15 protein-coding genes are annotated in these 12491 nt (G+C 44.2%); 1 reads left to right on the top strand and 14 read right to left on the bottom strand.

Annotated features, from left to right (window positions below; translation table 11 throughout):
• Positions 1–31: 31 nt before the first annotated feature.
• From BN2425_RS22430 to BN2425_RS02635, 8 genes are all read right to left on the bottom strand, one after another.
• Positions 32–175: a hypothetical protein gene (locus tag BN2425_RS22430; protein ID WP_154663448.1), complete on the bottom strand. Its 144-nt coding sequence runs from the start codon at positions 173–175 to the stop codon at positions 32–34.
• A 63-nt stretch (positions 176–238) separates the two neighbouring features.
• Positions 239–382: a hypothetical protein gene (locus BN2425_RS22425; protein ID WP_154663447.1), complete on the bottom strand. Its 144-nt coding sequence runs from the start codon at positions 380–382 to the stop codon at positions 239–241.
• A gap of 149 nt (positions 383–531) precedes the next feature.
• A complete protein-coding gene (locus BN2425_RS02660; RefSeq protein WP_042454713.1) occupies positions 532–666 on the bottom strand; it encodes a BA3454 family stress response protein in 135 nt (44 codons plus the stop codon).
• Positions 667–688: 22 nt separating this feature from the next.
• Positions 689–1093, bottom strand: coding sequence for a transcriptional regulator SpxA (gene spxA / locus BN2425_RS02655; RefSeq protein WP_042454711.1), 405 nt, complete (start codon positions 1091–1093; stop codon positions 689–691).
• 84 nt (positions 1094–1177) lie between these two features.
• Complete coding sequence (locus BN2425_RS02650) at positions 1178–1576, bottom strand: IDEAL domain-containing protein (RefSeq protein WP_042454709.1); 399 nt, start codon at positions 1574–1576, stop codon at positions 1178–1180.
• Between the two features lie 114 nt (positions 1577–1690).
• Positions 1691–2119, bottom strand: a complete 429-nt coding sequence (locus tag BN2425_RS02645; protein ID WP_042454707.1) for an RrF2 family transcriptional regulator — start codon at positions 2117–2119, stop codon at positions 1691–1693.
• 127 nt (positions 2120–2246) lie between these two features.
• Positions 2247–3515, bottom strand: coding sequence for an NO-inducible flavohemoprotein (hmpA, locus tag BN2425_RS02640; RefSeq protein WP_235714556.1), 1269 nt, complete (start codon positions 3513–3515; stop codon positions 2247–2249).
• Between the two features lie 194 nt (positions 3516–3709).
• Positions 3710–4864, bottom strand: a complete 1155-nt coding sequence (locus tag BN2425_RS02635) for a CynX/NimT family MFS transporter (RefSeq protein WP_042454752.1) — start codon at positions 4862–4864, stop codon at positions 3710–3712.
• Between the two features lie 358 nt (positions 4865–5222).
• Here BN2425_RS02635 and BN2425_RS02630 point away from each other — a divergent pair, with 358 nt between their 5' ends.
• Positions 5223–5684 (top strand): GreA/GreB family elongation factor, encoded by a 462-nt coding sequence (locus BN2425_RS02630; protein ID WP_042454705.1) that lies wholly within the window; start codon positions 5223–5225, stop codon positions 5682–5684.
• A gap of 195 nt (positions 5685–5879) precedes the next feature.
• Here the strand turns inward: BN2425_RS02630 and BN2425_RS22420 are convergent, their stop codons facing one another.
• The 6 genes from BN2425_RS22420 to BN2425_RS02605 all read right to left on the bottom strand — a co-directional run bounded on the left by BN2425_RS22420 (position 5880) and on the right by BN2425_RS02605 (position 12480).
• A complete protein-coding gene (locus tag BN2425_RS22420; RefSeq protein ID WP_154663446.1) occupies positions 5880–6077 on the bottom strand; it encodes a hypothetical protein in 198 nt (65 codons plus the stop codon).
• A 263-nt stretch (positions 6078–6340) separates the two neighbouring features.
• The gene (locus tag BN2425_RS02625) at positions 6341–8191 is read right to left on the bottom strand and encodes a CocE/NonD family hydrolase (protein ID WP_052352756.1); all 1851 of its coding nucleotides are present in this window, start codon (positions 8189–8191) and stop codon (positions 6341–6343) included.
• A 197-nt stretch (positions 8192–8388) separates the two neighbouring features.
• On the bottom strand, positions 8389–8916 hold the full coding sequence (locus BN2425_RS02620; protein ID WP_042454703.1) for a cupin domain-containing protein: 528 nt from the start codon (positions 8914–8916) through the stop codon (positions 8389–8391).
• A 145-nt stretch (positions 8917–9061) separates the two neighbouring features.
• Positions 9062–10480 (bottom strand): dipeptidase PepV, encoded by a 1419-nt coding sequence (gene pepV, locus BN2425_RS02615; protein ID WP_042454701.1) that lies wholly within the window; start codon positions 10478–10480, stop codon positions 9062–9064.
• Between the two features lie 22 nt (positions 10481–10502).
• Positions 10503–11483 carry an ABC transporter ATP-binding protein gene (locus BN2425_RS02610; protein ID WP_042454699.1) on the bottom strand — a complete coding sequence of 327 codons (981 nt, stop codon included), beginning with the start codon at positions 11481–11483 and terminating at the stop codon, positions 10503–10505.
• Positions 11476–12480, bottom strand: coding sequence for an ABC transporter ATP-binding protein (locus BN2425_RS02605; RefSeq protein ID WP_042454697.1), 1005 nt, complete (start codon positions 12478–12480; stop codon positions 11476–11478). Before BN2425_RS02605 ends, BN2425_RS02610 begins: the two co-directional genes overlap by 8 nt.
• Between the last annotated feature and the right edge of the window lie 11 nt (positions 12481–12491).

The raw sequence follows: 12491 nt of genomic DNA, 5'->3' as shown, positions 1-12491 counted from the left end.
TTTCGCCCTCCGCAGGCATTTAGAGCCCCGCTTAATGACCGCTCCCTTCCTTTTTCGCTCTCCTTGGGCATTTAGAGCCCCGCTTAATGACCGCTCCCTTCCTTTTTTGCCCTCCGCGGGCATTTAGAGCCCCGCTTAATGACCGCTCCCTTCCTTTTTCGCTCTCCTTGGGCATTTAGAGCCCGCTTAATGACCGCTCCCTTCCTTTTTCACTCTCCGCGGGCATTTAGAGCCTCACTTAATGACCGCTCCCTTCCTTTTTCGCTCTCTTCGGGCATTTAGAGCCCCGCTTAATGACCGCTCCCTTCCTTTTTTGCCCTCCGCGGGCATTTAGAGCCCCGCTTAATGACCGCTCCCTTCCTTTTTCGCTCTCCTTGGGCATTTAGAGCCCCGCTTAATGACCGCTCCCTTCCTTTTTCACTCTCCGCGGGCATTTAGAGCCTCACTTAATGACCGGATCCCCTGTATTTTTTCTTCCCCGGTCACTTATAATAAAAAGGCTGCCTCCCCATATTCGGAAGCAGTCCTCTTTTATATTCTCCATTGTTTCATAACTTGCTCTTCTGCTAAACGTTTAATCTCTTTGTCCGTCATTCCTTTTTGAACAATGACGTTTGTATTATAATTTCTATTTTTAAACTGAACCGTAACCATTACTTCAATCATCGTTCAGAATCCCCTTTCTTGATTAATTCGCCATCTTTTGCAATTCCGTTCTTAAATAGGTCCGAATCGTGCGTGGCAGGAAGCTGCGGATTTCTTCCTCGTTATAACCGACCTGCAGTCGTTTCTCATCTTGGATAATGGGGCGCCGCAGCATCTTTGGATTATTAATAATCAATTTATATAATTCATGAAGCGGCAGCGAATCAATGTTTTCAATTTTGTCTTTCAGTTCTTGAAAAGCCTTAGAATTAGTAGAAATAATTTCATCCGTTCCTTCTTCCGTCATCAGCAAGATTGATTTAATCTCTTGCTCTGTCAGTGGTTCAGATAAGATATTTCGTTCTTTAAAATCAATTTGATGTTCTTCCAGCCAAGCCTTTGCCTTTCTGCATGAAGTACAGCTTGGGGTCGTATACAGGTTTATCATTTTAAACACTCTCCCTAAGACCATTTAAGTTTCAAATTGCTTTATTATGAAATCGAGATATTCGCAAAAAAATGTTCAAGAGGACTACCCTCTCTCACTCTCTTTTTCCGATGTTTCCGGATTATTTTCAAACAACAGTTCTACCGATTTGGAAAACGCGTCAGGATTGGACTTCTTTGTAAGTGAAGCTAATTTCTCTGATAACTCGTTAAACCACTGCTGGTCCTTGGTAGCCAACGCCACATCAATTAGGTCTCTAAGTTCACCTTCCACTATAGAATCGGAAACAGGCAGCCTTTCAACCCGATTAGCCACCTCAAGGGTCTTGCCAATGTTTCTCTCGTTATCACTCGCAACCACCTTTACTTTAAGCGTTCCATATAATGTGTTAATCGTTTCAATATACCCATGGATGAATGCACCGTCCCTTGATTCTCCCTTGACCCAGTCGCCAACTTCTAAGCTATACTTCTCATTGATCATCGCTTCTCACCTACTTTTACTAAATGTTTATTAAAAATATACAGTTAAGCCGAACCAATCTAGAGCTATTTATCATATGTTATTAAAAAATATACAGTTTAGTGCCAAAGAAGATTAATTATTTGACTCGCAATGTTTAATCTTTTCTAGTACACTACTAATCGTTATTTGATTCAAAAAGGATTGCATATGTTTTTCTGCCTCTGAAAAAATTTCATCCATGACACTTTGTGTATTGGAAGAAATCACACACTCCTGGTCAGGGTCACCTGTACACCAGTGTGGTTTTAAGGAACCGGATGAGACGGCTAAATAAATTTCCGACAGTGTTGTTTTTTCAGGATCACAACCTAAAATATATCCTCCGCCAATTCCCTCTTTCGTTTTTACCAACCCGTGTTTCTTCAATGTACTCATGATTTTTCGAATCCTTGCTGGATTGGTGCAAACATTCTCCGCAATCGTTTCGCTATTTGCCATATGATCGGGCAGGTTCGCTAATAAAACCAGGCTGTGGGACGCGATGACAAAATCACTGTTCATTTACACTCATTCCTTCCCTGGGAGTACATACTGTAAATTTAATATATACAGTTAAAAAAGTCAATAGGTATGCAACGAAATCAGCAGGTCCCCTCCCCCGGGGACCTATAGTTGATAGCATTTAAGACTAGCCCTCAATATCATCAAACGAACCAAAGAATTCATAGTGAATATCTTCAGCAGGAACGCCCCACTCCTTCAACGCGTTATTGACTGCCTTCATAAATGGAGTAGGTCCACAAAAGTAGAATTGAGCTTCCTTCGACGGAAGGACACTTTTTAGATATTCCAAAGTGATATAGCCTTCTTTATCATAATTTTTGGCGTTTCGGTCTGCGTCCGTAGGATTATCATAAATGACGAAAGACTGTACATTTGGCTTCGTGGCAGCCAAATCCTCTACATATCCTTTAAACGCGTGGAACTTGCTGTTACGGGCCGCATGAAAATAGTATACCTTTCTCTCGGGCTGTTCTTCGGCAATTGTATTTAACATGCTCATCATCGGTGTCAAGCCGACCCCGCCGCTAAGTAATACGACCGGCTCTTTGCTGTCCATATCTAAATAGAAGTCGCCTGCAGGGGCCGATACAGGGAGAATATCTCCTTCATTAAAGAATTTGTGCAAGTCATTGGATACGACGCCTGGAGGATAACCCTCTCCTATAGGTTCCTCCCTTTTAACGCTAATGCGAAAATAATCGCGGCCAGGCTTGTCCGATAGACTATACTGCCGAAGTTGAGTAAATTCTTCCTGTGGAATATCAATTTTTACAGTAATGTATTGACCCGGAATAAACCTTGGCAATGTCGCCCCGTCTTTTGGCTTCAGGTAAAAAGACGTAATCACATCGCTCTCTTGAACTTTCCGATCGACAATAAATTCTTTAAATCCTGCCCAACCACCTGGCTCCGCTTCGGTTGTTTTGTAAAGTTTATCTTCCATCCTGATAAAGACATCGGAGATTACCTCATAAGCATCAGCCCAAGCGTCAATCACTTCATCAGTGGCTGCATCCCCTAGTGTCTCTTTAATCGCTGCCAATAGATTTTCCCCAACAATTGGGTAATGTTCCGGTTTGATTTGCAGGCTGCGATGCTTCTGTCCAATCCGCTCGAGTACCGGCATGATCGTACTCATATCCTCGATATTAGCGGCTGCCCCGTACACAGCATTGGCTAATGCTCTCGGCTGGTGACCGGTTTTTTGGTGGGTCATGTTAAAAATATTCTTTAATTCTGGGTGCTTCTCAAACATCCGAACATAGAAACGGGTGGTAATCGCTTCGCCATGCTCTTTGACAACGGGCAAGGTTGCTTTGACTATTTCTAGCTTTTTCGGATCTAATTGTTTTACTGTTTTTAGAACATCTTCCCAAATATACTTTGCGTCCACTTTAACGCCTCCATACCATTAGAATGAAACACCTGTTATACTTTTCCCTATTTAAATAGGGAATATTTCCTTAATTTTTTATAATAAAAAAGGAAGGAAAAGTGAATGCGTCAGTAAAAAATTTAGGCGTGAATCACTACGATTCACGCCTAAATCCAAAGCCTCAAGGAAGCCGCCTTCCCCGACAGATGGCTCTACTCGATATATCGATTGCGTCCTGCCAGCATTCCAAACATCAGTATGATAAAAGATATAACAATCAAAGTGATGAGCGGAATCGTCCATGAAGAAAATTGATCAAAGAGATAACCAATAAATAATGGTCCTACGGCTGCCAAAATATAGCCTGAAGATTGTGCCATTCCCGACAATTCTGCTGCCTGACGGGCATTGTGGGTACGCAGTCCCATAAAGCTTAACGAAAGTGGAAAAATGCCTCCCAGTGCAATCCCAATTAGTATAATACTGATGATTAAAATCGGATAAGAGTCACCAAATAGTAATCCACTATAGCCCAAAATAGAAGACAAGCTTAGTAGGGAGGCAATCCCTACTTGTGATTGGGACCGAGCCGCTAGAACCGGTATAAAGAAGCTGGCAGGCAGTCCGACAAGCTGGGTGAAAGACAGAAGCCAACCTGCTGTACCTAAGCTGATCCCGTGACTGTGTAAAATTTCCGGCAGCCAAGAGACCGTTACATAAAATAAAAACGATTGAAACCCCATAAACATGGCAATCTGCCAAGCAAGTGGTGAGCGCCACATTCGGCTGGAGCCGGCAACTGCTTTATTGTAGTTGGTGTCCTTCGTTGAGCTAAATTTAAGAAGATAAACCCATACGGCAATGGCCACGATTACCGGTATCGCCCAAACGATTTGCGCACCTTTCCATCCAAAGTTTAACCCCTCAGCCATAGGCACACTGATTCCAGAGGCTAACGAGGCAATTAATCCCATTGAGGTGCTATAAACACTTGTCATAAGCCCAAACCTTTCCGGGAACTTGTCCTTCACAACGGCAGGCAAGAGGACATTTCCAATCGCGATGCCGAGCCCGGCTAAGAGTGTACCTGCGAAAAGAAAAAACGTCACTGGAATTGACCGGATGATAATGCCGACGAAAAGAGAGGTCAGACCTAGCAGCAAGGTTCTCTCATTCGTTAACCGCCTAGCGATCTTAGGAACCAGAGGAGACATCACGGCAAACACCACTAAAGGCAGACTCATTAATAGGCCAGCGCTCCAATGGGCCAAGCCCACATCTTTCTGAATCATGCCAACTAACGGACCCAAAGATGTAATCGCCGGTCGCAGGTTAAAGGCAATTAAGACAATCCCCGCTATAAGCATATATGTATAAGTAGATTTAGTTTGAGCATTTGAATTTAATAATTCCAAAGCCGCAGCTCCTTTCTGATTGACAGACCTATAAATTATACCATAACTGCCTATAAACTATGGTTCATTTGGTAAAGTTTAGTGAACTGAACTGGGGAATCATGGTACCCCTCCACTATTTATGGTAAAATTAAAATAGAGCCTTCTACATGCTAAAGAACTGTCTTTAGTCAAAGGATACAGATGACTGTACCTATCTGTTTCCTGTATGGGAAGGTTTTATTTTTATATTTAGATTTAGGAGGAATGGCAATGAAAAAGTCAACCAAGTTTTGCAAGCGTTTTAATCCAAGTTTAGGGACGATCTTCTATGAACCATAGTTTTCCACAATGTAAGGAAGACTTTGTACAACAATTAGTCTATATTGATGAAAATATCAAAGAGCTAACGGACCTTTATATCTCATCAACCCCCATTCAGGAAAGATTAAAGCACTTTTTCTCTATTTATTTCTTAGAAGTGGAGGAGCTTATAAAAATAAACAAGGAAAAAAGTACGATTCCTCTTTTTCCAAAGGTGTATATCGGTACAAAAGTTACGGTATTGTACGATGATGAAGATGAAACAGAGGATTATGTCATTTGTTTCCCGGAGCATTCCGACCCAGATTTAGGCTATATCTCCTTTTTGTCTCCAGTAGGAAGACAGCTTCTTCTTAAAAATGTAGGAGAACAAATATTATTGCAGGTCCCAACGGGTGCTCTGTCAGTAACGATTAAGGAAATATCGTATGCCAATCATCTATTGAATCAAGCAACAAAAGAAGCTTAAGGCAATGTAGAAGGGGCTGTCCCAAAAGTCCCTAATAGAAAGAAGGTGGAGTCATTTTTCTTCACCTTCTTTTATGTTATTAGGATTATTTCTTGAAAGCTGGCGAATGCCTGCTACTTTCAGAATGTTGTGGGAAATAGCCACAATTCCGACGTGCACTTTGTGACCGAATCCTTTTTGAATTTCCTAGTTTGTTCATGTGTAAGAAGGTTCCATTTGGAATGAGAAAGTCAAATCGTTTTTCTTCTCGCCACTAACCGTATAAACATAATTTTCTCTGTAGGCCGTTGATGGGATGGAGTAAAACAAGATAAATTGATTTCTTGTCCCCATTTGTACATTATACCCAGGCTTAAGTTGGCCATTTTTCATATGACCTTCTTTCATTCTCATAAAGGTTGCGTCTTTGTCCGTTTTGGAAAAGCTGTTCCGGTCGGAAGAAGTGTCATTTGGCTATTTGGAGCCCAAAACTTATAGATTGCACACTGTTGATTGGAGCGGAAGGCGCGAAGACTCCTGCGGGATGTAGAAGTCTTGGGAGCCTCCCCGCGGAAAGCGAAGCGCCTGGAGCGCAAATCAACAGACTAAATCGAATCTGCCAAAAAGTATAAAAAAGGGGGCTATCCAAAGACTTTTTGGACAGCCCTTTGGTTTATTTATTCCACTACTGGGAGAATAACCGAAGACGGGTGCGATTGATCGGATAAAATAGTGGCAAACCCTAATAGCCCATTCAATAACGATGGCAACGGTGCTACTGTATGCGGAAAGTCGCTTGGTCCGATGGCAACCCGTAGACTATGTCCTTCTTTGATTACCGCGTTGGTAGGAAAAATCTCGACATTTAGTTCCATCACTTCGTTTGGTCTAACCGTTTGCTGCGCTTCCTTTGTGAATGCATGCCAAGGCTGAATGTTTACTCCATCTAAGTAACGACTCTTCGACGAATCGGTTGCCCGATGTGAGGCAGCAAGCCAGCCCGCTGTCAGTTCCGTGGACGTTCCGTCTGGGGCCACATCGGTAATCCGGACGGATAACACCAATTCCCTTGCCGTTGTTTTTGCAAAAATGTTTGCCGCGATGGGACCGGAAATTCTAAAGTCTTTCGACATCGGCGGCGTCGTGTAGGTCACTTCTGTTAACTCGGTCAGTCGATTGTCCTTTGTACAAGGTATGACACCAAGCATACCTGCCGTCCACTGCGACGTGCTTTGCGAACAGATGCCGTTTACCGGCTGCTGGACCATGATCTTTGATGCTTCACCTGTTGCAGGCATTTCTTTTGTTAAAGCTTTATTTCCACGCAAGTAATACTTTTGTGCACTTGCCTTCGCATGAGGCCAGCCAGGTTGAACTTCGTAATGTCCATCCCCAAGTACGAATTGGGTTACGTCGGGAATTTTCTCAATGTTTGTGTTAATACCTTTTAGGTACTGGTCAAACCACCTAAGGGCAAGCTGGTCAAGACTTGGTACATTATCCCCTGGTAAACCACTTCCAAAATCACCGTGTGTCCAAGGGCCCATTAACAGCTTCGCCGTGACGCCTTTGGCTTTCAGTTTTTCGTATAAAAGCGGTTCTCCACGCTGGAATAGGTCGTGCAGTCCGCCAGAGATAAAGGCAGGCACGTCAACTTGGTCGGCAATATAATACGGGGAGCGAATCCAGGCTGCCGGACCATCGTAGGCAAAATCCCCTCCAGAAAGAGCAGATGATATCGATGAGACCGGGAAGTTTATCAGTCCCCCCGCATGGTTAAGCAGGACAGAAACGGCTCCAAGTGGGTCTTGGATTGTATAGCTTGGCGGCTGCAACCCCATGCCGGCAACAAGTCCCATCCACAGTGGGATAAAGCCGGTATTGACGAGCCCTCCTGACATGACGATGTCGCGGTATTCATCTGCCATTGGAACAATTGGGAATAGCGCCTTTAAGCCTTTCGGGTGCTGGGCCGCCGTAAAAAATTGATTGATGCCCATATAAGAAGGTCCGTATAAACCGACTTTCCCATCACTCCACGGCTGGCTGGCCGCCCATTCTACTAATTCCTTGCCATCCTGCTGCTCGGCAATACCAAAGGAATCCCATGTACCTTGAGAGGAACCAGTACCTCTGACATCGACTGCAACATGGACATAGCCACGTTTGACCAAGTATTCATTTTTGTGATAACTCACTGGGGTGTTTTTGTTGTAGGGGGTTTGCGTTAAGATGACAGGAAACGGGCCAGTCCCTTCCGGTATATGGACGTCGGCATATAGGACAATGCCATCTCGCATGGTGATCTTAACATCTTTCATGGTGGTGTAACTGGAATATTCTTCGAAACGATCATACATGGTGTTGTCCCACTTCTGAACAGGCTGGGTGATTGCTTTTGATTGGTTCGTGACAGTGGTTGAAGAGCTGGCTGCAGCTGCTTTTGATGCACTCGATAATACCGGGGACAGGATGGTCGTTGACATAACCAAAGCCATTAACCCCGTTCGAAACTTCCTCCCAAGCATAGAAATCCTCCTTCGTATAGGTTGTACGACTTCGTACTATTAAATTTTACAAATATTTCAAGTAGCTGGATATACGAAGAAATACCTATTTTAATAGGAATTATGTAGTAGAACGAGTCCTAGAAGGCTTTTCTGCATGGAAAAAGGTCTTCCACCAGCATAGCCAATTAATGAAAGACCTTTTCGATAACATACATTTATTCTGCTGCCATGGCAGCTGCTTTCGTAGGATGGACTGTACCATGTCGATGCTGCGGGGGAGCATAAATGGAGTACAGCTTTAACGGGGTGTTGCCTGTATTGGTCAAATTATGCCATGTGCCTGCCGGTATCATAATGGCAAAATCATCAAATACCCGTCTGACAAAGTTTAGCTGATCTCTTTTTTTCCCCATCTGCATAATTCCTTGCCCTTGCTCCACACGTAAGAATTGGTCAACGTTAGGATGAATCTCTAGCCCAATATCCTCACCCGGATTCAGACTCATTAATGTCACCTGCAAGTGTCTTCCTGTCCAAATGGCAGTCCGATAGGTTTGGTTTTGCTTCGCTGCTTCATTAATATTCACAACAAATGGCGCTGGTCCATAATCCTTAAGAGCATAATGATGCGGGCCATAAGGCATCGTTCGATAATCTGGCTGGTTTACATAGGGGTACATCTGTCCATTCGCATAAGGATAATAGGGATTTGGATAGGCGTACATACCAGGGTCATTATACATTTTTTTCATTCCCTCCACAGTTCTAAAAATATCATATGCTTATCGGTGTGGAAGGTTCAGCTAGATAGGCTAGATATTCATATAACTCACCAATGGATTAAAAAAGGTCCTTCACCCATTTTAGCTACAAGTGAAAGACCTTTTCTTATTTTGCTAGCTCATATATGGATTGTGCGTAGATGGCCATTGCCCGGTTCATGTTTTCAAGGTCAATATATTCGTCCTTTTGGTGTGCAGTATCTACTTCACCAGGGAAGAATGGCCCAAACGCTACGCCGCTTTTCATGGCCCGGCCGTAGGTGCCGCCGCTAATGGCAAGCAACTCTGCCGGTTCGCCTGTTTGCTCCTCATAAACCTTCTGCAGCACTTTGATTAGTTCATGGTCCTTGTCAATATGGTGTGGCGGCTTGTTAACAAAGTCAGGTGAAATCATATAATCATATAAACCCGCTACCTCTTCCAGACGATTCATGACACTGTCAAAGTTCGTTGTCACAGGATAACGGATGCTAAGCCCAACTTGAGCATGACTTTCAGCAGAATAATAGAAAGTGCCCGGGTTTACTGTTAACCTTCCACTAATCTCATCCTCTACCGAGATGCCTAGTTGATCGCCGAAAAAGCCATCTACGAAGTGATTAGATAAAAGCGAAATAAATTGCTGGCCTCTTTCATCTAGCTCCATAGTTTCAAGGAATCGGGCCATGGCTAGACCGGCATTTAACCCTTTATATGGCTCCATTGCATGATGGGAGATGCCTTCTAGGCTTAATGAAACTTTGCCAAGTTCCACTTTAGCCCTTCCAGGAATATGATGCTCCTTTAAAAATGAAGCAAATGCAGCTTCCGTAGCAGCCACATCACCCTTTCCAGTAAGGACTGCCTCCACTTGGTCAGGCACCATATTTACACGGTCACCAGCAACAAAGGACTCTAGCTTCCACTCTTTAGTGTTTTCATTAATAGCTTTATAGGTTTGGATAAAATGACATGAAAGAATCCCTTTTTCAGTTGACACAATGGGAAAATAAGCATCAGGAGAAAACCCCATTGTTGGCACAGGATGTTTTTCAAAATACTTTTGAATCCCCAGCCATTCGCCATTTTCCTCATCGGTACCAAAAATAAGGCGTACCCGTTTCTTCAATGGGAGACCTAACTCCTTAATGATTTTCAGTGCATAGACAGCAGCCATTGTCGGCCCCTTGTCATCATTGGACCCGCGCGCATACAATCTTCCGTTCCTCACTTCCGGCTGAAACGGAGGAGAAGTCCAATCGTTTCCTGCCGGAACAACGTCAACGTGGCAAAGAACGCCGATAAATTCCTCCCCTGTACCATAATCCGCGTGCCCGGCATACCCTTGCTCATTATGGACAGTGAACCCTAACTCTTTACAAAAGTCTAAAATATGTTCAAGAGCATCCGCAATCGGGCGACCAAATGGGGAATTTTCCCCAATGGTCGTTTCATCTAAAACACTGGGAATCTTTAAAAATTCCATTGTACTTGCTAAATAATCGCCTTTTAGGCGCTCCGCTTCTTGTTTCCAGTTAATGTTCATACTCTTCTCCCTTCCTTCCCGCCTAACTATACAAATGGCATGCCACGGTATGGCGGTCTTGAATCTCCACTTTTTCCGGCACCACTTGCTTACATACGTCCATGGCAAATGGACATCTTGTGTGGAAAATACAGCCCGAAGGCGGGTTTAAAGGGGACGGGATTTCACCCTTCAAAACGATTCGCTCCCGCTTTTTGCCAACCTTTGCAATTGGAACTGCGGAGAGCAATGCTTTTGTATAGGGGTGTACTGGGTTAGAAAATAACGTATCAGTATCCGCCTCTTCCATCAGTTTCCCTAGATACATGACCCCGACGCGATCCGAGATATGGCGGACCACACTCATGTCATGAGAAATAAATAAAGAAGTCAGCTTAAAATCATCCTGCAGCTCCTGCAATAAATTGAGGATTTGCGATTGAATGGATACATCTAGTCCGGATGCCGGCTCGTCTAAAATTAGGATACTAGGGTCGGCCACTAACGCCCTTGCCAGGCCAATCCGCTGCCGTTGTCCGCCGGAAAATTCATGCGGGAATCGGAAATAGTGATCAGACCGAAGCCCCACCTTGCCGAGAATGTCCATTACGATTTCTTCCCTTTCATTCCTGTTCCCAATGGAGTGAATCGTCAGGGACTCCTTTATGCTTTCGCCAATCCGGATTCTTGGATTCAAAGAAGAAAACGGATCCTGAAACACCATTTGCATATCCTTTTGGACCTTGCGGAATTCTCTCGGTGACTTTTTTAAGATGTCTTCATTGTTGTACAACACGGTGCCGCCAGAAGGCTCAATCAACCGTAACAGGGCTCTTCCAGTCGTACTTTTGCCACAGCCGGATTCCCCAACTAACCCTAATGTTTCCCCTTTATAAAGGGTAAAGGAAACATCGTCGACTGCCTTCACTTGCTGGTTTTTTGATTTACTCCTAAATCCTTTTACCGAAAAGTACTTTTTCAATCCTTGCACTTGTAAAATAGATTCCGCTTGTTGGTTAGGCATGTCGGGCCGCCTCCTTATTGGAAATTTCGGCGTAATGCCAGCATCTTACCTTATGGTTACCTTCATGGACTTGAAGGTCGGGAGCTTTTTCCTTGCATAGGTCATTCGCAAACTCACAGCGTGAGGCAAATCGGCACCCACTTGGAATGGCGTTTAGTGCCGGAACAGTTCCCCCGATGACATTCAGCTTTTGGGAACGGTCCCCATCCATTTGCGGAATAGCCTTCATCAACCCTTTTGTATAAGGATGCAATGGTGTTGTGAACAACTCTTCGACATTCGCCTCCTCGACGACCTGACCCAGATACATGACCACAACACGGGTACAAACCTCGGCGACAACCCCTAAATCATGGGTGATAAAAACAACCGCCATCCCCAGCTCTTCATTCAATTCCAACATGAGATCTAGTATTTGTGCCTGGATGGTTACATCTAAAGCCGTTGTTGGTTCATCGGCGATTAAAAGCTTGGGCTTGCAGGCAAGCGCCATGGCAATCATCACGCGTTGTCTCATCCCGCCAGAAAGCTGGTGGGGATATTCGCTGACCCGCTTTTCCGGTGAAGGAATTCCCGTCATGCGGAGCAAGTCAATTGCCATTTGCCGGGCTTGTTTTTTTGTACGGTTTTGATGGATCCGAATCGTCTCCATTAATTGATATCCAATTGTAAACACGGGGTTCAATGAGCTCAGTGGATCCTGAAAGATCATGGAAACCTCATTGCCGCGGATTTTTTCCATTTCAGCTTTTGATAGCTGTAGTAAATTTTCTCCTTGGAGTTTGATTTCACCCTCATAACTGGCTGTGTACTTTTCATCAAACAGCCGCAGGATCGATTGGGCAGTAACACTTTTTCCGCACCCGGACTCCCCCACGACCCCAAGGATTTCCCCTTTTTCAACCGAAAACGAAATGCCATCGACGGCTGTAACCCGTCCCCGTTCAGTTTTAAAATGGGTTTTCAAGTTATTTATTTCAAGAAGAGGCTGTTCCATAGATAATTCCT

The sequence above is a fragment of the Neobacillus dielmonensis genome (assembly GCF_000612665.1).
Lineage (GTDB): Bacteria > Bacillota > Bacilli > Bacillales > Cytobacillaceae > Neobacillus > Neobacillus dielmonensis.
This window is presented reverse-complemented; position numbering and strand designations above follow the sequence as displayed.

Coding starts and splice junctions, on each gene's coding strand:
- BN2425_RS22430 (WP_154663448.1), bottom strand. CDS start 175: ATGCCCAAGGAGAGCGAAAAAGGAAGGGAGCGGTCATTAAGCGGGGCT.
- BN2425_RS02630 (WP_042454705.1), top strand. CDS start 5,223: ATGAACCATAGTTTTCCACAATGTAAGGAAGACTTTGTACAACAATTA.
- BN2425_RS02620 (WP_042454703.1), bottom strand. CDS start 8,916: ATGTATAATGACCCTGGTATGTACGCCTATCCAAATCCCTATTATCCT.
- pepV (WP_042454701.1), bottom strand. CDS start 10,480: ATGAACATTAACTGGAAACAAGAAGCGGAGCGCCTAAAAGGCGATTAT.
- BN2425_RS02635 (WP_042454752.1), bottom strand. CDS start 4,864: ATGCTTATAGCGGGGATTGTCTTAATTGCCTTTAACCTGCGACCGGCG.
- BN2425_RS02650 (WP_042454709.1), bottom strand. CDS start 1,576: ATGATCAATGAGAAGTATAGCTTAGAAGTTGGCGACTGGGTCAAGGGA.
- BN2425_RS02610 (WP_042454699.1), bottom strand. CDS start 11,483: ATGCCTAACCAACAAGCGGAATCTATTTTACAAGTGCAAGGATTGAAA.
- BN2425_RS22425 (WP_154663447.1), bottom strand. CDS start 382: ATGCCCAAGGAGAGCGAAAAAGGAAGGGAGCGGTCATTAAGCGGGGCT.
- BN2425_RS22420 (WP_154663446.1), bottom strand. CDS start 6,077: ATGAGAATGAAAGAAGGTCATATGAAAAATGGCCAACTTAAGCCTGGG.
- BN2425_RS02625 (WP_052352756.1), bottom strand. CDS start 8,191: ATGCTTGGGAGGAAGTTTCGAACGGGGTTAATGGCTTTGGTTATGTCA.
- BN2425_RS02660 (WP_042454713.1), bottom strand. CDS start 666: ATGATTGAAGTAATGGTTACGGTTCAGTTTAAAAATAGAAATTATAAT.
- BN2425_RS02605 (WP_042454697.1), bottom strand. CDS start 12,480: ATGGAACAGCCTCTTCTTGAAATAAATAACTTGAAAACCCATTTTAAA.
- spxA (WP_042454711.1), bottom strand. CDS start 1,093: ATGATAAACCTGTATACGACCCCAAGCTGTACTTCATGCAGAAAGGCA.
- BN2425_RS02645 (WP_042454707.1), bottom strand. CDS start 2,119: ATGAACAGTGATTTTGTCATCGCGTCCCACAGCCTGGTTTTATTAGCG.